This is a genomic window from Streptomyces sp. 1-11 (genome assembly GCF_007176755.1).
Lineage (GTDB): Bacteria > Actinomycetota > Actinomycetes > Streptomycetales > Streptomycetaceae > Streptomyces.
In genome coordinates, this window is the sequence record NZ_BJTV01000006.1 from 414,663 (window position 1) to 433,543 (window position 18,881).

The 18,881-nt window shown below is 74.4% G+C and carries 17 protein-coding genes; 14 read left to right on the top strand and 3 right to left on the bottom strand.

Going from position 1 to position 18,881, the window contains the following annotated elements; translation table 11 throughout:
- Window position 1: 1 nt before the first annotated feature.
- Window positions 2–2,122: a 4-alpha-glucanotransferase gene (gene malQ / locus TNCT1_RS16060; RefSeq protein WP_143632409.1), complete on the bottom strand. Its 2,121-nt coding sequence runs from the start codon at window positions 2,120–2,122 to the stop codon at window positions 2–4.
- Entirely contained in the window at window positions 2,123–2,368 is a 246-nt protein-coding gene (locus tag TNCT1_RS16065) for a hypothetical protein (RefSeq protein ID WP_143632411.1), read from the bottom strand.
- A 148-nt stretch (window positions 2,369–2,516) separates the two neighbouring features.
- Between TNCT1_RS16065 and TNCT1_RS16070 the strand changes: the two genes are divergently transcribed.
- The 5 genes from TNCT1_RS16070 to TNCT1_RS16090 all read left to right on the top strand — a co-directional run bounded on the left by TNCT1_RS16070 (window position 2,517) and on the right by TNCT1_RS16090 (window position 7,278).
- Window positions 2,517–3,134, top strand: coding sequence for an RNA polymerase sigma factor (locus TNCT1_RS16070; protein ID WP_174266314.1), 618 nt, complete (start codon window positions 2,517–2,519; stop codon window positions 3,132–3,134).
- Complete coding sequence (locus TNCT1_RS16075; protein ID WP_143632413.1) at window positions 3,131–4,018, top strand: zf-HC2 domain-containing protein; 888 nt, start codon at window positions 3,131–3,133, stop codon at window positions 4,016–4,018. The genes TNCT1_RS16070 and TNCT1_RS16075 overlap by 4 nt, the downstream gene beginning before the upstream one ends.
- 544 nt (window positions 4,019–4,562) lie before the next feature.
- On the top strand, window positions 4,563–5,336 hold the full coding sequence (locus TNCT1_RS16080; RefSeq protein ID WP_235902609.1) for an ATP-binding cassette domain-containing protein: 774 nt from the start codon (window positions 4,563–4,565) through the stop codon (window positions 5,334–5,336).
- Complete coding sequence (locus tag TNCT1_RS16085; protein WP_143632414.1) at window positions 5,333–6,679, top strand: hypothetical protein; 1,347 nt, start codon at window positions 5,333–5,335, stop codon at window positions 6,677–6,679. Before TNCT1_RS16080 ends, TNCT1_RS16085 begins: the two co-directional genes overlap by 4 nt.
- Window positions 6,676–7,278 (top strand): hypothetical protein, encoded by a 603-nt coding sequence (locus tag TNCT1_RS16090; RefSeq protein WP_143632415.1) that lies wholly within the window; start codon window positions 6,676–6,678, stop codon window positions 7,276–7,278. Before TNCT1_RS16085 ends, TNCT1_RS16090 begins: the two co-directional genes overlap by 4 nt.
- A gap of 42 nt (window positions 7,279–7,320) precedes the next feature.
- On the opposite strand, the gene TNCT1_RS16095 is transcribed toward TNCT1_RS16090, so the two are convergent.
- Window positions 7,321–7,857, bottom strand: a complete 537-nt coding sequence (locus tag TNCT1_RS16095; protein ID WP_055538384.1) for an HNH endonuclease — start codon at window positions 7,855–7,857, stop codon at window positions 7,321–7,323.
- A gap of 315 nt (window positions 7,858–8,172) precedes the next feature.
- Here TNCT1_RS16095 and TNCT1_RS16100 point away from each other — a divergent pair, with 315 nt between their 5' ends.
- The 9 genes from TNCT1_RS16100 to TNCT1_RS16140 all read left to right on the top strand — a co-directional run bounded on the left by TNCT1_RS16100 (window position 8,173) and on the right by TNCT1_RS16140 (window position 18,852).
- Window positions 8,173–9,276 carry a mechanosensitive ion channel family protein gene (locus tag TNCT1_RS16100; protein ID WP_235902611.1) on the top strand — a complete coding sequence of 368 codons (1,104 nt, stop codon included), beginning with the start codon at window positions 8,173–8,175 and terminating at the stop codon, window positions 9,274–9,276.
- Between the two features lie 225 nt (window positions 9,277–9,501).
- Window positions 9,502–10,713 (top strand): ROK family transcriptional regulator, encoded by a 1,212-nt coding sequence (locus TNCT1_RS16105; RefSeq protein ID WP_143632417.1) that lies wholly within the window; start codon window positions 9,502–9,504, stop codon window positions 10,711–10,713.
- A 61-nt stretch (window positions 10,714–10,774) separates the two neighbouring features.
- The gene (locus TNCT1_RS16110) at window positions 10,775–12,118 is read left to right on the top strand and encodes an ABC transporter substrate-binding protein (protein WP_174266315.1); all 1,344 of its coding nucleotides are present in this window, start codon (window positions 10,775–10,777) and stop codon (window positions 12,116–12,118) included.
- A 2-nt stretch (window positions 12,119–12,120) separates the two neighbouring features.
- Window positions 12,121–13,062, top strand: coding sequence for a carbohydrate ABC transporter permease (locus tag TNCT1_RS16115; RefSeq protein WP_143632418.1), 942 nt, complete (start codon window positions 12,121–12,123; stop codon window positions 13,060–13,062).
- A gap of 2 nt (window positions 13,063–13,064) precedes the next feature.
- Window positions 13,065–13,958: a carbohydrate ABC transporter permease gene (locus tag TNCT1_RS16120; RefSeq protein ID WP_143632419.1), complete on the top strand. Its 894-nt coding sequence runs from the start codon at window positions 13,065–13,067 to the stop codon at window positions 13,956–13,958.
- 7 nt (window positions 13,959–13,965) lie between these two features.
- The gene (locus TNCT1_RS16125) at window positions 13,966–15,234 is read left to right on the top strand and encodes a 6-phospho-beta-glucosidase (RefSeq protein WP_143632420.1); all 1,269 of its coding nucleotides are present in this window, start codon (window positions 13,966–13,968) and stop codon (window positions 15,232–15,234) included.
- A complete protein-coding gene (locus TNCT1_RS16130) occupies window positions 15,225–16,205 on the top strand; it encodes an N-acetylglucosamine kinase (RefSeq protein WP_143632422.1) in 981 nt (326 codons plus the stop codon). The genes TNCT1_RS16125 and TNCT1_RS16130 overlap by 10 nt, the downstream gene beginning before the upstream one ends.
- Before the next feature lie 215 nt (window positions 16,206–16,420).
- Window positions 16,421–17,803: a hypothetical protein gene (locus TNCT1_RS16135; RefSeq protein WP_143632571.1), complete on the top strand. Its 1,383-nt coding sequence runs from the start codon at window positions 16,421–16,423 to the stop codon at window positions 17,801–17,803.
- Window positions 17,804–17,817: 14 nt separating this feature from the next.
- Window positions 17,818–18,852 carry a glutamate ABC transporter substrate-binding protein gene (locus tag TNCT1_RS16140; protein WP_143632424.1) on the top strand — a complete coding sequence of 345 codons (1,035 nt, stop codon included), beginning with the start codon at window positions 17,818–17,820 and terminating at the stop codon, window positions 18,850–18,852.
- Window positions 18,853–18,881: the final 29 nt, after the last annotated feature.

An 18,881-nucleotide genomic window follows, 5' to 3' on the forward strand; every position in this document is an offset into this window, starting at 1 on the left:
CTCAAGTTAGCGAATCACCCGGACGGCCGCGCGGCCGGGGTCCCCTACGGCCCGACTCCAGCCGCAGCACGTCCAGCAGCGCCCGGAGCCGGGGCGAGGCCGCCAGCTCCTCCAGCGTCACCGGGCGGCCCTCGGCGTCGGCGACCGGCAGCCGCCAGTTCGGGTACTCGTCCCAGGTGCCGGGCAGGTTCTGCGGGCGGCGGTCGCCCACCCCGTCCGGGAGCCAGACGCCGACCAGGCGTGCCGGGGTGCGCAGCAGGAAGCGGTGGACGCCCTGGATCTCCGCCTCCTCGTCGCTGCCGGGCGGACCGGCCGCCGGGCTGTCGAGCAGGCCGAGGCTGCCCAGCAGCGCGAGCCACTCCGCGGTGTCCGCGGCCGCCTCGGCGCTCTCCTCGGCGGCGGAGCGGGTGAGCAGGCCGAGCCGGTCGCGCAGGCCGACGTGGTCGCCGGTGAGCCGGGCGGCGGTGGGCGGCAGATCGTGGGTGGTGGCGGTGGCCAGGCAGTCGGCACGCCAGTGCTCGGGGGGCAGCGGACGGCCGTCGCCCTCCCAGTCCCGCTCGAACCACAGCACCGAGGTGCCGAGCACCCCGCGCCGCTGCAGCGTCTCGCGCACCCCCGGCTCCACCGTCCCCAGATCCTCGCCGATCACCACCGCCCCGGCCCGGAAGGCCTCGAGGGCGAGCAGCGCGAGCATGGCCTCGGCGTCGTGGCGGACGTAGGTGCCCTCGGTGGGCGGGCTGCCCTGGGGCACCCACCACAGCCGGAACAGACCCATCACGTGGTCGATGCGCAGGGCGCCGGTGTAGCGGAACAGGGCGCGCAGCAGCCGGCGGTAGGGGGCGTGGCCGGAGGCGGCCAGCCGGTCGGGACGCCAGGGCGGCAGCCCCCAGTCCTGGCCGAGGGCGTTGAAGGCGTCGGGCGGGGCGCCGACCGACATCCCGGCGGCGAAGTGGTCCTGCTGCGCCCAGGCGTCCGCGCCCTGGGGGTGCACGCCGACGGCGAGGTCGTGGATGATCCCGACGGACATGCCGGCCTCCAGCGCGGCGCGCTGTGCGGCGCGGAGCTGGCCGTCGGTGAGCCAGGCGAGACGGGCGTGGAAGTCGACACGATCGGCGAGCGCGGCCCGGGCGCGGGCGGTCTCGGCGGAACGCGGGTCGCGCAGCCCCGCCGGCCAGCGGTGCCAGTCGGAGCCGTGGATTTCGGCGAGCGCGTACCAGGTGGCGTGGTCCTCCAGGGTCTGCCCTTCCTCGGCGCGGAAGGCGTCGTAGGCGGCCTGCCGTCCCGGTCCGAGGGGCACGGCGAGGACCAGTTCCAGCGCCTCGCGCTTCAGTTCCCACACCGCGTCCCGGTCGATGAGGGCGCCCTTGTCGAGGACGTCGGCGCGCAGCCGCCCGGCGCGTTCCAGCAGGGCCCGGACCCGCTCCTGGTCCTCGACGTAGGCGTACTCGTCGATCAGCTCGACGCGCAGGTGCACCGGGTCGGGGAAGCGGCGGGAGGAGGGCCGGTACGGCGAGGGGTCGGTCGGGGCGCCGGGCACCGCCGCGTGCAACGGGTTGACCTGCACGAATCCGGCGCCGGCGGTGCGCCCGGCCCAGCCGGCCAGCTCGGCGAGGTCACCGAGGTCGCCCATGCCCCAGGAGCGCCGGGAGAGCAGCGAGTAGAGCTGGACGAGCAGGCCGTAGGAGCGGGTGGCCGGGGTGGGCAGCCGGTCCGGGGCGACGACGAGGTGGCAGTGCCCGGTGCGGCCGTCGGGCGCGGCGGCGGTCACCCGGTGCACGCCGAGCGGCAGGCCGCCGGCCGTGTCCAGCAGCTCGCCCTGCTCGGTCTCCACGGTGAGGCGGGTGCCGGCGGGCAGCGCGGCGAGGGCGGCGGGGCCGTCCGGATCGCCGGCCCAGTGCACGACCGTCGGGGGCAGCAGCCGTTCGCGCAGCTCGCGCTCCCGCGCGGTGAGCGCGGCGCGGACCGCGTCCGGGGTGCCCGCGTCGACGCCGAGGGCGGCCAGTGCGGCCACCACGGCGGAGGCGGGTACGTCGACCGTGCGGTCGGGGGCGGGGCTGTAGGAGGTGTCCACCCCGTGCAGTGCGGCGAGCCGGGCCAGCTCCTCGTCGGCGGCCGCGGCCATCTACAGTCCCGCGCCGAAGAAGTCGGGGACCGGGTCCGACTCGCTGGTCAGCGGGGCGGCGTCGGCGAGCGGCGGCTCGCTGGTCAGGGGTTCGGCGTCGGGCAGGGGCGGCTCGCTGGTCAGCGGCGTCTCCGCGCAGGCGCTCTCCGCGCTGAAGACGCACAGCCGCATCTCGTCGGTCTCGGCGGAGGGCTCCGCCGGGGGTTTCCACTGGGCCGGGACGGTGGGATGTGCCGGTGCGGCCACGGGGGCCTCCTTGTCACTGGTCGCTTGCTCGGCTTGCGGTGGTTAGGGCAGGCCTACCCCGTGGCGGCGAAGGCACTCACCGCACCCAGCGGGCACGGATGTGCGCAGGGCGTGAACCGGCGGCGGCCGGGTGGCCGATAGAGGGGGTGTGAGACTGTTCCGCCCCGTGGGGGGCCAGCGGGAGAAGGACGGCGACGGGGACGCGGCACTGCTGCGGGCCGTCGCGGCGGGCGATCCGGCGGCCATGGCCGACCTGTACGACCGGCACGCCGGGTGGCTGCACGCACGGCTGGCCCGGCGCTGCGCCGACCCGGAGGTCGTCCGCGAGGTGCTGCAGGACACGTTCGTCACCGTGTGGCGGTCGGCGGCCGGGCACCGCGGGCAGGAGACCGGCGGCTGGCTGTGGACGATCGCGGCACGGCGGCTGGTCGACGCGCGACGGGCGCAGGAGCGGGCCGCGCGGGTGGCGGGCGGGCCGCTGGAGCCGGTGGACGGCTCCCGCGGGCCGGCCGCCGCGCCCTCCGCGGAGGACAGGGTGCTGGCGGGTCTCGAGTACGGGGACGTCGGCGCCGCGCTGGACCGGATCTCCCCCGAGCTGCGCGAGGTGCTGCGCGCGACCGTCGTCGACGGGCTGAGCACCCGCGAGGCGGCCCGGCTGCTCGGCATACCCGAGGGCACCGTCAAGTCCCGCGCCCACCGCGCACGCGCCGAACTGCGGTCCGCGCTGGCTCACCTGAACCCGTCCCCGCTGGGAGGCACGGCATGACCCACGGCAACGCGCCCGTCTGGCACGCCTCGGCCGGCCTCGTCGCCCGCTACGCCGACGGCTCCCTCGCGGAGCCGGACGCGTGGTCCCTGGAGCTGCATCTGGAGAGCTGCCCGGGATGCGCGGCGCTGGTGTCGCGGGCGGTGCGCGCGACGGCGGCCGGGGCGGTGCTGGACGAGGTGCGGGGGGCGGTGCTCGGAGGGGCGCCCGCGAGGGCGTCCCGCTCCGCGCCGGACCCGGCCTCCGCACCGGCGCTGTCCCGGACGGCCCGGCTGCTCTGGGCCGCCGGACCCGCCGTGCGGGGGGCGTGGCTGCCGGCCGTGCTGCTCGTCGCGGCCGGGGCGATGGCCCTGGCGTACGGGGGCGGTGTGCCCGGCACACGGGCGCTGCTGCTGGCCGTCGCGCCGGTGGTGCCGGTGGCCGGGGTCGCCCTGTCGTACGGTCCGCACGCCGACCCGCTGTACGAGGTGGCGGCGGCCGGTCCGCGCGGCGGGCTGCGGCTGGCGCTGACCCGGACGGCCGCCGTGCTCGCGGTGAGCGTGCCGCTGCTGACCCTGACCGGGCTGCTGCTGCCCGCCTCCGGCGCCCCGGCCGCCGCGGCCTGGCTGCTGCCCGGGCTCGCCCTGGCCCTGGGCACGCTCGCGCTGGCCTCCTTCGTCGGCTGCCGTGCGGCGGCCGGGGTCACGGCCGGGGGCTGGCTGGTCGCCGTGGGCGCGCCCGTGCCCTGGGCCCCCGGCGGAGAGGTCACCGCACGGCTGGCCGAGCAGCTGTCCCGCTGTCTCGACGGGGCGGGCGCGCAGGGCGGCTGGGCGGCGGCGGCAGCCCTGAGCGCCACCCTCCTGACGCTCCGCCGCCCGGCCTACGACCGTCTCATCCCCCGGTGACCGAGGGGCCCGGCCGCACCGCCTCGCCTGCGACCGCCTCCACCCCGCCGCCGGCCCCGGGCCCGACCGCAGCGCCCGCACGGCGCACGCCCCCGCCACCAGCACCCCGAGCCCGGCAACACGGCCCCGCCTCCGACCGGCACCACCCGCGACCGACGAGGCCGCCGCCGACGTGGCCCGTGAAACCACGAACCATCCCGGTGGCAACGCGGAGCCAGGCACCCACGGCCCCTGACCACACCACTCTCGACCACACCACTCTCGACCACACCACCCACACCCGGCCGACCACCCCCGGCCGACCACCCCCGCCGGCACGGCCCGCGACCGCCCGAACCACCCCGGCGACCGCAGCCGGACCGGACCCCGTCCCTGTCCGCGGCCTCGCGACCCCGCGACTCCGCGGCACCCGAAGCACCGCCCGGCGTCCGCGGCTCCGCGACCCCCGAAGCACCGCCCGGCGTCCGACGCGCCGACCACCGCCCCGTACCCCGGTGAGCAGCGCCGCCCGCGGCCGGCACCGGCATCCATCCACGGAGACCCCTTGAATTCGATACTCGTGTCCGGCCTGCGGGTCCGGCACCGGAAGAATCTCGCGCTGGACGGCGTCGACCTGGACCTCGGCACCGGTGTGCACGGGCTGCTCGGGCCGAACGGCGCCGGGAAGACCTCGCTGATCCGGGTCCTGGCCACCGTGGCCCGGCCGTCCGCCGGGCGGGTCGAGATCCTCGGCCAGGACGCCGCCGGCCACGCCGGGCGCACCGCGGTCCGGCGCCGGCTGGGCTACCTGCCGCAGGAGTTCGGCTACTACCCGGGCTTCACGGTGCGCGAGTTCGTCGCGTACGTGGCCTGGCTGAAGGAGATGCCCGCCGCGCGGGTCCCGGCCGCCGTGGCCGACGCCGTGGCCCGGGTCGGTCTCGCGGACCGCGCCGACGCGAAGATCCGCACCCTGTCCGGGGGCATGGTCCGCCGGGTCGGCATCGCCCAGGCCATCGTCAACGAGCCGAGCGTGCTGCTGCTGGACGAGCCCACCGCCGGTCTGGACCCGGAGCAGCGGGTGGAGTTCCGCGAGCTGCTGCGCGAGCTCGGCGACTCGGCCACGGTGGTGGTCTCCACCCACCTGGTCGAGGACGTGGCCGCCGCCTGCACGGAGGTCACGCTTCTCGACGGGGGCCGCATCGCCTACCGCGGCACCCCGCGCTCGCTCACGCTGACGGGCGAGACCTCGGGCGGGCCGGGCGACCACCCGATCGAGCGCGGTTACACGGCCGCGCTGCGGGCCCACCGCGGCGCCGGGACGCGGGAGTCGGTGCGATGAGCCTCGGTGCGACGGGCCTCGGAACCGGCCGGGGGACACGAGCCTCGCGGGAGCCCCACCCGCTGCGCGCCGAGGCCCTGCGCGGGTTCGCGCCGCTCGCCGGGGCCGCCGTACTGCTCACCCTCGGCGTCCTGCTGGCCGGCTCCGCCGCCCGCTGGCAGGGCGGCTGGGCGGAGACCGCCGCCCAGACGCACGTCGCCGGGCTGATCGCCGGGCCGCTGGCCGCCGCCGCGGGCTGCTGGCAGGGCGGGCGGGAGCGGCGCCGGCGTACCGAGGAGCTGTGGGGGACGGCCGCCCGGGCGCCGCTCGCCCGGTTCCTCGCCCCGGCCCTGCCGGTCGCGCTCTGGACGGCCGCCGGCTACCTGGCCGCGGCGGGCCTGGCGATGCTCGCCACGTGGCCCTACGCGCAGGGCGACCGGCCGCACCCGGCCCTGCTGCCGGGGGACACCGTGGCGGTGGCGGCGGCCGCGCTGCTCGGGCTCGTGGTGGGCCGCGTCGTCCCCTCCCGGCTGGCCGCGCCGCTGCTGGCGATCGCCGGGTACGTGGGGCTCGGCGTGCTGTCCGCGAGCCGTTCGGCTCCCGTGCGTCATCTCGATCCGGCGTTCCCGATCATGGACACCGACGTCCCGGTGTGGTGGCAGCCGGTCTCCATGGCCGTGTGGACGGCGGGCCTGGCGTTCGCCGCCGCGCTCGCGTACGCCGCGCGGCGCCGGGCGACGGCCCTGCTGCCGCTGGCCGCGGCCGTGGCGGCGGGGGCGGTGCTGACGCAGACCGGGGACGGGCTGTGGCACGAGGCCCCGCTCGCGCGCCGGCAGGTGTGCGACACCTCCACCACTCCGGCGGTCTGCGTGAACGCCCGGTACGCGGGGATGCTGCCGCAGGTCGCCGGGGCGCTGTCGGGTATCACAGGCAAGCTCGCGGGGGTGCGGAACGTGCCGGTGCGGTGGGAGGAGCGCGACCACGAATCGCACGACGCCGAGGCGCAACTGCCCGCTCTCACGCCGCTCGGCTGGTCGGTGGTACGGGGCCGGCTCACCGATCCGCGGCAGTTCGCGTGGGAGGCGACGGCGGCCCTGCAACGGCGCCCCGACTGCCTGCACCCCACGGAGCGGATGTCCCTGGCCGACGACGCCGTGGCGGCCTATCTCGCCCCCAGCCCGGCGCAGAAGCACTTCGACGACATCGACGCCCGTGGCGACGCGGCTGACCGCGCCGGCCTGCGCAAGCGCCTCGCCGCCCGGGCCGCGCTGGCCGCCATGGGCGCGCAGGAGCGCCGGGACTGGCTGTCCGCGTACTTCGCGACGGCGGGCACCTGTGACGTGAAGGGGGTGCCCGCCCTGTGACCGGCCCCCTCCTGCACGCGCGCTCCCGCGCCCTCCCCCTCACCCTGCTCGCGCTGGCCGCCACCACCGCCTTCGCGGTGTGGGCCGCGGGCAGCCTGGACGCCTACCTGGACCCCTACCGCCGGGTACCGGTCGTCGCCCTGGCCCCGCTGCTGGCGTCCGCGGTGATCGGCGCCAGCCTGTACTCGGCGTCGGAGGAGCTGGACCGTACCGCGGTACGGCCCTGGTGGCCGCTGCGGCTGACGCAGCTCGGGGCGCTGACCGCGCTGGCGGCGGTGCTGCTGCCGCTGGCGGTGCTGGGGCATCCGGAGACCTTCGGGCCGCCCGCCGTCGTCCGCAATACGCTCGGCTGCACCGGCGTCACGGCCGCCGCGGCCGTCGTGCTCGGCGCCAGGCTGAGCTGGCTGCCCGCCTTCGGCTATGTGAGCGCCGTGTACCTCGCCTCCGCGGGGGCGCGCGGGCGCGCGGTCACGGTGTGGGCGTGGCCGGTGCAGCCCGGCGCGCAACCGGGCGCCTGGGCGGCGGCGCTGACCGCGTTCGTGGTGGGCGCCGCGCTGTACGCGGTGCGCGGGGCGCGTGCCGAAGGACCCCGCGGCTGAACGGAGGCCGTCCGGCCACGGGGTGCACGAAGGCCCGGACCGTCAGGCTGAGATGCCGTCGATCCGGGCCAGGGCGTCGTCCGCGCCGTACGGCTGCAAGTAGGGCAGCCAGCGCGGGTCCCTGTGACCGGTGCCGATGATGCGCCAGGCCAGTCCGGTGGGCGGGGCGGGTTTGTGGCGCAGCCGCCAGCCGATCTCCACGAGGTGACGGTCGGCCTTCACGTGGTTGCAGCGGCGGCACGAGGCCACCACGTTGTCCCAGACGTGCTTGCCTCCGCGGCTGCGCGGGATGACGTGGTCGACGCTGGTTGCGACGCCACCGCAGTACATGCACCGGCCTCCGTCGCGCGCGAACAGCGCCCGCCGGGTGAGAGGAACGGGCCCCCGGTAGGGAACCCGGACGAATCGCTTCAGCCGGACCACGCTGGGTGCGGGGACTGTGACGGTGGCGCTGTGCATGAAGGCGCCGGATTCCTCGAGGGAGACCGCTTTGTTCTCCAGGACGAGGACGAGCGCGCGGCGGAGCGGTACGACGCCGAGCGGCTCGTACGACGCGTTGAGGACCAGGACGTGCGGCACGGGTGCCTCCTTGGGCGTCGGCGGCGCGTGGCTCGCGCCGGGACGATCTGCAGTCAGTCTCCCCTCATGCCTGGTGAACGCGCCACCATGTCCCGGTAACGGGCTGGGAGTGTTTTCGACCACACCTGAGGTGTCCCCCGCGTCACGGCCTGTTCAAGCCCTGGTGAGACCGGTCTCCCTTGAGCGGAACGGCGCGGGACGCACACGATGCCCCGTTAGTGTGTTGGCTCTGTCCGTCCGGTGACCATTTCGTGATCGTGAAGACCTTGACCGCCCCACCGGATCGGGCCGCGCAGCACCATGGAGGTACCTGTCGTGTCCTTGTCCGCCGTCCTTGCGGCCGCCGGCGCGTCCCCTTCGCCGTCCCCCTCGGGTTCGACGGCGCAGCCCGTCCCCACCCTGCAGGACGCCCAGGAGCACGCGACGAACGCCGCGACCTGGGTCGAGCAGAACTGGTCGACCTGGCTGGCCATGGGCCTGCAGATCGTGCTGGTCGTGGTCGTGGCGGTGGCGCTCAGAGCGGTGGTGCGGCGGGCGATCACCAAGCTGATCGAGCGCATGACCCGGACGGTGCAGGCCTCCGAGGGCAGCGCGCTGGGCGGGCTGCTGGTCAACGTCGAGCGGCGGCGGCAGCGGGCGGCCGCGATCGGCTCGGTGCTGCGCTCGGTGGCCAGTTTCCTGATCCTCGGCACGGCCGCGCTGATGGTGCTGTCCACCTTCCGGATCAACCTGGCGCCGCTGCTGGCCTCGGCCGGTGTGGCGGGCGTGGCGATCGGTTTCGGCGCCCGGAACCTGGTCACGGACTTCCTCTCCGGTGTCTTCATGATCCTGGAGGACCAGTACGGCGTCGGCGACACCATCGACGCGGGCGTGGCCTCCGGCGAGGTGATAGAGGTCGGGCTGCGGGTGACCAAGCTGCGCGGGGCCGGCGGTGAGATCTGGTACGTCCGCAACGGCGAGGTCAAGCGGATCGGCAACCTCTCCCAGGGCTGGGCGACCGCCGGGGTCGACGTGACCGTGAAGGCGAGCGAGGACCTGGACCGGGTGAAGGCCGTCCTGGACGAGGTCGCCGAGAAGATGACCAAGGAAGAGCCCTGGAACGAGCTGCTGTGGGGCCCGGTGGAGGTGCTGGGCCTGGACAGCGTGCTGATCGACTCCATGGTGGTGCGGCTGTCGGCGCGGACCATGCCCGGCAAGTCGGTGGCCGTCGAGCGCGAGCTGCGCTGGCGCGTCAAGCGTGCCTTCGACGCGGCGAGCATCCGCATCGTCGGCGGTGCGACGGCCGTGGAGGACGCCGAGGACGCCCCGGACCCGACCGCGGCGGTCGCGGCGCCGTCGGTGTACGCCAACGCGGAGTCCCCGCAGTCGGCGGCCGCGGCCCCGATCGCCACCCAGCGCCCGGCCCCTCCGGGCAAGTAGCGGCGCCGCGCCCCCGCGCCCCCGCGCCCCCGCGCCCCCGAGGTAACGACTCCGTTGCCTCGGGGGCGTTGTCTATTGACGCCCTCTTCGTCCTGGGCTTACGTTCCTCCCACGCCAATAGGAAACTTTCCTAACAGTGATCTCCCGGGCACCCGTCGATCAAGGCTGGACGACCCGCCCGGGTCACTGAAAAGCTGGGCAGCCGGAAAGGCAGGTGTCGACCGCATGGCAGGAACCGCCGGTACGCCGGGCACCCCGCGCGTCCTGCGCGCCATGAACGACCGCGCCGCGCTGGACCTGCTCCTGGAGCACGGGCCGCTGTCCCGCACCCGGATCGGCAAGCTCACCGGCCTGTCCAAGCCGACCGCCTCCCAGCTCCTGGCCCGCCTCGAGGCGGCCGGACTGGTCCGGGTCACCGGCACCAGCGAGGGCCGGCCGGGCCCCAGCGCCCAGCTCTACGCGGTGAACCCGGACGCCGCCCACGCGGCCGGGATGGACGTGTCCCCGCACCGCATCCGCGCCGCCGTCGCCGACGTCACCGGCCGCACGGTCGGCGAGTACGAGCTGCCCACCCCGGGCCGGCGACCGGCCCGGCCCGTCGTGCAGCAGGTCACCGAGGCCCTCGACGGGGCCGTGAAGGCCGCGGGGCTGGCCCGGCCGGACGTGCACCGGCTGGTCATCGGCACCCCGGGCGCCTTCGACCCGGGCACCGGCCGGCTGCGCTACGCCTCGCACCTGCCCGGCTGGCACTCCCCCAGCCTGCTCGACGAGCTCGCCGCCGCGCTGCCGATGCCGGTGGAGTACGAGAACGACGTCAACCTCGTCGCCATCGCCGAACAGCGGCTCGGCGCGGCCCGCGGGCACGCGGACTTCGTCCTGCTGTGGAACCAGGAGGGCATGGGCGCCGCCCTGGTCCTCGGCGGCCGGCTGCACCGCGGCTGGACCGGCGGCGCCGGCGAGGTCGGCTTCCTGCCCGTGCCGGGCACTCCCCTGGTGCGCCAGGTCACCAGGGCCAACAGCGGCGGCTACCAGGAGCTGGCCGGTTCGCAGGCGGTGCCGCGACTGGCCCGCGAACTCGGCATCACCGACGTGCCGGCGGGCCCGTACGCCGAGGTGGCCGCGGCGCTGCTCGCGCGGGCGGCCGACCACGCCGGCGGACCGCACCGGGAGCTGCTGCGGACCTACGCGACCCGGCTGGCCACCGGTCTCGCCTCACTGGTCTCCGTCCTCGACCCCGAACTCGTGGTCCTCAGCGGCTCCGCCCTGACGGCCGGCGGCGAGGTGCTGCGCGCCCTCGTCCAGGCCGAGCTGGAGGAGCTCGCCGCGGCCCGCCCCCGGCTGGTCGTCGGCGACGTGACGGAACACCCCGTGCTGCGCGGCGCACTGGAGTCCGCGCTCGCGACCACCCGCGACGAGGTCTTCGACACCTCGCGCTGAACGCCCGAGCCCCACCGAAGCACTCCCTCCTCAACCGCCCCCGTCCCCGGGAGACCTCGTCATGCCCACAGCCGTACCCGGAACCGCCCGAAAAGCGGCCTTCGCCCTCACCGCCTCCCTCGCCCTGCTCGCCACCGCCTGCACCGGCCAGTCCGGCTCCGGCGCGTCCGACGACGCCTCCAAGGAGACGACGATCAACTTCTGGCACGCCTGGAGCGCGCCGAACGAGGTGAAGGCGGTGAAGTCCCTGGTCGCCGGGTTCGAGAAGGCGCATCCCAACATCCATGTGAACGTCGTCGGCAACATGACCGACGACAAGATCAACCAGGCGCTGCGCACCGGCGGCGACCGGGCCCCCGACGTCATCTCCTCCTTCACCACCAACAACGTCGGCAAGTTCTGCTCCTCGGGCGCCCTGATCGACCTGAACCCCTTCTTCGAGAAGTCGGGCATCGACCCGCGGACGACGTTCCCGAAGCCGATGAACGAGTACACCCAGTTCGACGGCGACCGCTGCACGGTCCCGCTGCTCGGCGACGCCTACGGGCTCTACTACAACAAGACGGCGTTCGCGAAGGCGGGCATAGCGGCCCCGCCGAAGACCTGGTCCGAGTTCGAGGCCGACGCCAAGAAGCTGACCGTCTCCCGGGGCGGCACCTACAAGCAGCTCGGCTTCATGCCGAACTACCACGGCTGGGAGTCGACGACCGAGCACTACTTCGGGCAGTTCTCGCCGACGTACTTCGGCAAGGACGGCAAGTCGGCCCTGGCGAAGGACCCGGCGTTCGAGAAGGGCTTCACGCTCCAGAAGCGGCTCGTGGACGAACTCGGCGGCTTCCAGAAGCTGGAGAGGTTCCGGGCCACCCTCGGCGACGAGTGGGGCCCCCGGCACCCCTTCCACACCGGCCAGGTCGCCATGCAGCTCGACGGCGAGTGGCGGCTGGGCATGGCCGAGCAGGCCGAGCCCGGGTTCGAGATCGGGGTGGCCCCGCTGCCCGTCCCGGACGACCAGGCCGGCCAGTACGGCAAGGGCTACATCACCGGCACCATCGCCGGCATCGCCGCCACCAGCCACAAGCAGAACGCGGCCTGGGAACTGGTGAAGTACATGACCACGGACACGGACGCGGTGGTCGGCTTCGCCAACGGCATCCACAACGTGCCCTCCACCCTGGCCGCGCTGAAGTCGCCGAAGCTCAAGTACGACCCGCGGTTCAAGACGTTCCTGGACATCGCCGCCGACCCGGACTCGACCACCACCCCCGCCTCGGTCAACGGCGGTGTGTACCTGGTGACGATCCAGCAGTTCGGGTACGACTACGAGAGCGGCAAGGTCACCGATCTGAAGGCCGGGCTGAGGAAGACGGCCGCGCAGATCGACACGGATATCGCGCAGGCCGAGTAGCCATGGCCGCCACCACGTTGGGCTCCAGGCGCCGCCGGGCGGCGCTGCGCACGGCGGCCTTCATGTCGCCCTGGCTGATCGGCTTCGCGGTCTTCTTCGCGTACCCGCTGATCTCGACGGTCTACTTCTCCTTCATGCACTACGACGGCTTCCGGCCGCCGACGTGGAGCGGCACGAGGAACTGGGCCTACGTCTTCGAGCACTACCCGCTGTTCTGGCCCGCGCTGCGCAACACCCTGTGGCTGGTCGTGGTGATGGTGACGCTCCGGGTCGTCTTCGGGCTCGGGGTCGGGCTGCTCATCACGAGGATCAGAACCGGCGCCGGTGTCTTCCGCACCCTGTTCTACCTGCCCTACCTGGCCCCGCCGGTCGCCGCGACCATGGCCTTCGCCTTCCTGCTCAACCCCGGCACGGGTCCGGTCGACTCGATCCTGGAACGGATCGGCCTGCCGGCGCCGGGCTGGTTCAACGACGCGGCCTGGTCCAAGCCGGCCCTGACCCTGCTCGCGCTGTGGGGCATCGGCGACCTGATGGTCATCTTCATGGCCGCGCTGCTCGACGTGCCGGCGGAGCAGTACGAGGCGGCCGAGCTGGACGGCGCGTCGGCGTGGCAGCGCTTCCGCTACGTCACCCTGCCGAACATCTCCCCGATCGTGATGTTCGCCGTGGTGACCGGCGTGATCCAGACGATGCAGTACTACACGCAGCCGCTGATCGCGGGAAAGGTCGCCTCGGGCGTGATCCAGGGCGCGGGCACCCAGTTCGAGCCCGGCTACCCGGACAAGTCCACCCTCACCCTCCCCCAGCTCGTCTACAACCTCGGCTTCCAGCGCTTCGACTACGGCTCCGCGTGCGTCGTCGCCCTGGTCCTCTTCGCCCTGTCGATGGCGTTCACCGCGCTGCTGATGCGGCGCCGGGGCGGACTCGTACAGGCAGGTGACTGACCATGACCCAGGTACTGGAGAAGCCCGTCCAGACGGCTCCGGCCGTCTCGCGCGCCGAGCGCACGGCGCGGCGCAGGGCGCTGCTGGAGTGGATCGCGGTGCACTCCCTCGGCGTCGCCGCCGCCCTGTTCTTCGCCCTCCCCTTCGTGTTCGTGTTCCTCACCTCCCTGATGAGCGACAGTCAGGCCCTCAGCCGGGACCTGGTCCCGCACACCTGGGAGTGGGGCAACTACCGCCAGGTCTTCGCCACTCCGGGCTTCCTCACCTGGTGGAAGAACACCCTGGTCTACGCCGGGCTCGGCACCGTGCTCACCGTCGTCTCCTCGCTCCCCGTGGCGTACGCGCTGGCCAAGTTCCGCTTCCGGGGCCGCAATCTGTCACTCATGCTGGTGATCTCGATGATGATGCTGCCCCCGCAGGTGGTCGTCATCCCGATGTACCTGTTCTGGGCGAAGCAGCTCGGCCTCTCGGGCACGCTGTGGCCGCTGATCGTCCCGATGGCCTTCGGGGACGCGTTCTCCATCTTCCTGCTGCGCCAGTTCCTGATGACGATCCCGAACGAGTACGTGGACGCCGCGAAGGTCGACGGCTGCGGTGACCTCAGGACCCTGGTGCGGGTGGTGCTGCCGATGGCGAAGCCCGGCATCGCGGCGGTGGCCCTGTTCCAGTTCTTCTACGCCTGGAACGACTACTTCGGCCCGCAGATCTACGCCTCGGAGAACCCCGGCGCCTGGACGCTGAGTTACGGCCTGGAGTCCTTCAAGGGCGCCCACCACACCGACTGGAACCTCACCATGGCCGCCACCGTGCTGGTCATGGCCCCCGTGATCCTCGTGTTCTTCTTCGCCCAGAAGGCGTTCGTCGAGGGCGTCACCCTCACCGGAGTCAAAGGTTGAACTGCATATGAAACTCACCGTGGTCGGCGGCGGCTCGACCTACACCCCCGAACTCGTGGACGGCTTCGCCCGGCTCAGGGACACCCTGCCCGTCGAGGAACTCGTCCTCGTGGACCCGGCCGCCGAGCGCCTGGAGCTGGTGGGCGGCCTGGCCCGGCGGATCTTCGCCAGGCAGGGCCACACCGGCCGCATCGTCACCACCTCCGACCTGGACGCGGCCGTGGACGGCGCCGACGCCGTGCTGCTCCAGCTCCGGGTCGGCGGCCAGGCCGCCCGGCAGCAGGACGAGACCTGGCCGCTGGAGTGCGGCTGCGTCGGCCAGGAGACGACCGGCGCGGGCGGCCTCGCCAAGGCGCTGCGCACGGTCCCAGTCGTCCTGGACATCGCCGAGCGCGTCCGCCGGGCGAACCCGCGGGCCTGGATCATCGACTTCACCAACCCGGTCGGCATCGTCACCCGCGCCCTGCTGGAGGCCGGGCACCGGGCGGTCGGCCTGTGCAACGTGGCGATCGGGCTGCAGCGCAAGTTCGCCGCCCTGCTGGGCACCGACCCCAAGGACGTGCACCTGGAGCACGTCGGCCTGAACCATTTGACCTGGGAGACGGGGGTGCGGCTCGGCGGTCCCGAGGGCGCGGACGTGCTGCCCGGACTGCTCGCCGCGCACGGCGACGCCATCGCCGACGACCTGCGCCTGCCCCGGCCCCTGCTGGACCGCCTCGGCGTGGTCCCCTCCTACTACCTGCGCTACTACTACGCCCACGACGAGGTGGTGCGGGACCTGCGCACCAAGCCGTCCCGGGCGGCGGAGGTCGCCGCGATGGAGCGCGAACTGCTTGCGATGTACGGCGACCCGGCGCTGGACGAGAAGCCGGCGCTGCTCGCCAAGCGGGGCGGCGCCTTCTACTCGGAGGCGGCCGTGGACCTGGCGGCGGCCCTGCTGGGCGGCGGCACGGGAAGCCCGTACCAGGTGGTCAACACGCTCAACCGGGGCACGCTGCCGTTCCTCCCGGACGACGCGGTGATCGAGGTGCAGGCCGCGGTGGGCCCGTCCGGGGCCACGCCCCTCGCCGTGCCGGCCCTCGACCCGCTGTACGCGGGCCTGGTGGCGAACGTGACGGCCTACGAGGAGCTGGCGCTTCAGGCGGCGCTGCGGGGCGGCCGGGACCGGGTCTTCCGCGCCCTGCTCGCCCATCCGCTCGTCGGCCAGTACGAGTACGCCGAAGCCCTCACCGACCGGCTGGTCGCGCACAACCGGGAGCACCTCGCGTGGGCCTGATCCCGACCGTCCTCGCCATCGACGCTGGCAACAGCAAGACCGACGTCGCCGTGGTCACCGGCGGTGGCGAGGTGCTGGCCACGGCACGCGGCGGCGGCTTCCGCCCGCCGGCGGTCGGTGTCGAGGCGGCGGTGGACGCCCTCGCCGAACCGGTCGCGCGGGCGTTCGCGGACGCGGGCGTCACCTCCGTCTCGCACGTCTCCGCCTGCCTCGCCAACGCCGACCTGCCGGTGGAGGAGGAGCAGTTGGCGGCCGCGCTGCACGCGCGCGCGTGGGGCGCCTCGGTGGAGGTCCGCAACGACACCTTCGCGATCCTGCGGGCGGGCGTGCCCGAGCCCCGGGGCGTGGCCGTGGTGTGCGGGGCCGGCATCAACTGCGTCGGCATGCGCCCCGACGGCCGCACCGCGCGCTTCCCGGCCATCGGGCGGATCTCCGGCGACTGGGGCGGCGGCTGGGGGCTGGCCGAGGAGGCCCTGTGGTACGCGGCACGGGCGGAGGACGGCCGGGGCGAGGCGACCGAGCTGGCCCGCGCGCTGCCCGCCCACTTCGGCCTGCCCTCCATGTACGCGCTGATCGAGGCCCTGCACCTGGGGCACGTCGAGCACGGCCGCCGGCACGAGCTGACGCCGGTGCTGTTCCGCACGGCCGCGCGCGGGGACCGGATCGCCCGCTCCCTCGTGGACCGCCTCGCCGACGAGGTCGCGACGATGGCCACCGTGGCCCTGACCCGGCTCGGCCTCCTCGGCGAGCAGACGCCGGTGCTGCTGGGCGGCAGCGTCCTGAGCGCCGGTCACGCCCGGCTGGACGACGGCGTCCGGGACCTGCTGGCGTCCCGCGCGCCGAAGGCGGACGTGCGCGTGGTCACGGCCGCACCGGTCCTGGGCGCGGTCCTCCTGGGCCTGGACCGCCTGCGCGCGGGGGCGGCGGGCCTGGAGCGGGCCCGCGCCCACTGGGACACCGGCCGGAGCTGACACCGTGGCCGCCGGGGGGGCGGCCACGGGAACCGAACACGTGCCCAGGGCGTATTCATGGGCAGGGGACGCAGCGATCCGACCAAGATCCAGCGAAGGCCGGTGCGGATGTCGGTCCGTGCCGCAATACTTGGCGGCGAACGGATGACCACGGGGGAGGTCAGGTGACACACCCGCCGAAGAGCAGCACGGCACCGCCGCCGGCGGGCGCCGCCATGCCCGCGGTCCCCCCGCAGTACGCGCCGCCGGCGCCGCCCGCCCGGCCGAGCCCGCCCCCGGCGCCCCGCCGCACCGCCTTCGCCGAGGGCGTCGACCGGCTGCGGGCCGCCGCGACCACCGAGCCGGGGCGGCTGCGCGTCATCGGCGCCGTCCTCGCCGTGCTGGTCGTCGCGTTCGGCGCGGTCACCGCCTGGCAGACCGCCGAGCGCGCGGCAGCGGCCGACGACGTGCTGCACCGCAGCCAGCCGCTCAGTGCGGGCGCCGCCGGCATCTACCGCTCGCTGGCCGACGCCAACACGGCCGCCTCCAGCGGCTTCCTGGCGGGCGGTCAGGAGACCGCCCAGTCCCGTGACCGCTACGAGAAGGACATCCGCACGGCCGCCGCCGGCCTCGTCACCGCCGCCGCCAACTCCGAGCCGGGGTCGCCGTCGGAGACGGCCGTCGCCAGGCTGAACAAGCTGCTGCCCGAGTACAAGGGGCTCGTGGAGCGCGCCCGCACCTACAACCGGCAGGGCTATCCGGTCGGCGGCGCCTACCTGCGGTACGCGAACGAGAAGATGCAGAAGGAGATGCTCCCGGCGGCGGAGGACCTCTACAAGAAGGAGAACCAGCGGCTGAACGCCGACTACGCGGACGCCACGCCCTACCCGTGGGCGGCGATCGCGCTCGGCGTGCTCGCCCTGGCCGCGCTCGGCTGGGCCCAGCACCGCACCTACCGGCGCACCAACCGGGTCCTCAACCACGGCCTGGTCGCCGCCTCCGCCGCCACCGCCGCGGCGGTGCTGTGGCTGGTGGTCGGGCACACGGTCGCCCGCTCCGGCCTGAACGGCTCCTACGACAACGGCGTCCGCTCGCTGAACGTCCTGCACGACGCCCGCATCGCCTCCCTGAAGGCGCGGGGCAACGAGAACCTGAGCCTGGTGGCCCGCGGCGCCGAGACCGTCACGGTGGGCGGGCAGACGTACGACGCCTACTACTACGACTTCGACCGGGACATGACCGTGCTCGCCAAGGGGCTCACCGACGCCCGCAGGCTCGCCGACGACACCGCGGGCACCGGGCCGGTCAAGGCGGCCGAGGGCAACATGGCGGTGTGGAAGCAGCGCCACGCCTCGGCCCGCGCCGAGGACGAGAACGGCAACTACCAGCAGGCGCTGGACAAGGTGATCGGCGGCGCGGACGCCACCGGCGCCTGCTTCGACAGCGTCGACCGCAATCTCGCCCTGGCCATCGGCCACGAGCAGAGCGAGTTCCAGCGCGCCGCCGGCGACGGGCGGGACGCGATGACCGGACTGTCCGTCGGCGCCGCCGTGCTGGCCGTGCTCGGCGCGGCGGCCGCGGTCGCCGGCGTCGGGCGCAGGCTTTCGGAGTACCGGTGACAGGGGGCGTGACGATGTACGCGAGCCGTGTACGGGCCGCCCTGCGGGGCTGGGGCGGGGTCGGCGCGATGGCGGTGCTGTGCGCGCTGGCCCTGGCCTTCGCGCTGCTGCTGCCGTGCACGCAGCCCCAGCACGACGACGACGCGCGGACGGCCGGTCCGGGCCTCGCCGACGGCAGCCAGGCGCGGGCCGGGGACTGCCAGGACTCCGAGGCGCAGAAGCAGACGCTGTCCCCGTCCGGGGCGGACGGCCCGACCATCGACGCCATCAAGTCCCGTACGGGCGCCAAGCGCAAGCTGGTCGTCGGCGTCGACCAGAACAGCTACCGCTGGGGCTACCGCAACCCGAACACCGAGACCGCCCAGCTCGAGGGCTTCGACATCGACCTCGTCCACCGGATCGCCGAGGACATCCTCGGTGACCCGGACGCGGTGCAGTTCAAGGCCATCCCGACCAGCCAGCGCATACCCGCGATCAAGGACGGCCGGGTCGACATGGTGGTCCGCACGATGACCATCACCTGCGCGCGCATGCGGGACGTGGCCTTCTCCGCGCCCTACTTCAAGACCGGGCAGCAGGTGCTGGCCCCCAAGTCCTCCCCGGTCACGGGCTACAACGGCACGCTCGCGCACAAGCGGATCTGCACGGCGTCCGGTTCCACCGCCTACGGCAAGCTGAAGGCCGACCGGGCCGCCGGCCACCTGCCCGCCTCCACCGACATCTCCACCACCGTCCCCAACCAGCTCGACTGCCTGGTCCGGCTCCAGCTCGGCGAGGTGGACGCGGTGGTCACCGACGGCGCCCTGGCCGCCAGCCAGGCCGCGCAGGACCCGACGGTCGCCCTGAAGGGTGACGCGTTCACCACCGAGTACTACGGCGTGGCGATGAGCAAGGACGCCACGGACCTGGTACGCCGGGTCAACCGCGTCCTGGTCGACTACCGCAAGGACGGCTGGCAGGCCTCGTACGACAGGTGGCTGTCGGCCACACTGGGGAAGGACTCCAAACCCTCCGAGCCGCCCACGCCGCAGTACCTGCGCAAGAGCTGAACCCCACCCAGTCCAACCACACAGCAGCG

Coding starts and splice junctions, on each gene's coding strand:
- malQ (WP_143632409.1), bottom strand. CDS start 2,122: ATGGCCGCGGCCGCCGACGAGGAGCTGGCCCGGCTCGCCGCACTGCAC.
- TNCT1_RS16135 (WP_143632571.1), top strand. CDS start 16,421: ATGCCCGCGGTCCCCCCGCAGTACGCGCCGCCGGCGCCGCCCGCCCGG.
- TNCT1_RS16105 (WP_143632417.1), top strand. CDS start 9,502: ATGGCAGGAACCGCCGGTACGCCGGGCACCCCGCGCGTCCTGCGCGCC.
- TNCT1_RS16075 (WP_143632413.1), top strand. CDS start 3,131: ATGACCCACGGCAACGCGCCCGTCTGGCACGCCTCGGCCGGCCTCGTC.
- TNCT1_RS16120 (WP_143632419.1), top strand. CDS start 13,065: ATGACCCAGGTACTGGAGAAGCCCGTCCAGACGGCTCCGGCCGTCTCG.
- TNCT1_RS16085 (WP_143632414.1), top strand. CDS start 5,333: ATGAGCCTCGGTGCGACGGGCCTCGGAACCGGCCGGGGGACACGAGCC.
- TNCT1_RS16110 (WP_174266315.1), top strand. CDS start 10,775: ATGCCCACAGCCGTACCCGGAACCGCCCGAAAAGCGGCCTTCGCCCTC.
- TNCT1_RS16125 (WP_143632420.1), top strand. CDS start 13,966: ATGAAACTCACCGTGGTCGGCGGCGGCTCGACCTACACCCCCGAACTC.
- TNCT1_RS16140 (WP_143632424.1), top strand. CDS start 17,818: ATGTACGCGAGCCGTGTACGGGCCGCCCTGCGGGGCTGGGGCGGGGTC.
- TNCT1_RS16115 (WP_143632418.1), top strand. CDS start 12,121: ATGGCCGCCACCACGTTGGGCTCCAGGCGCCGCCGGGCGGCGCTGCGC.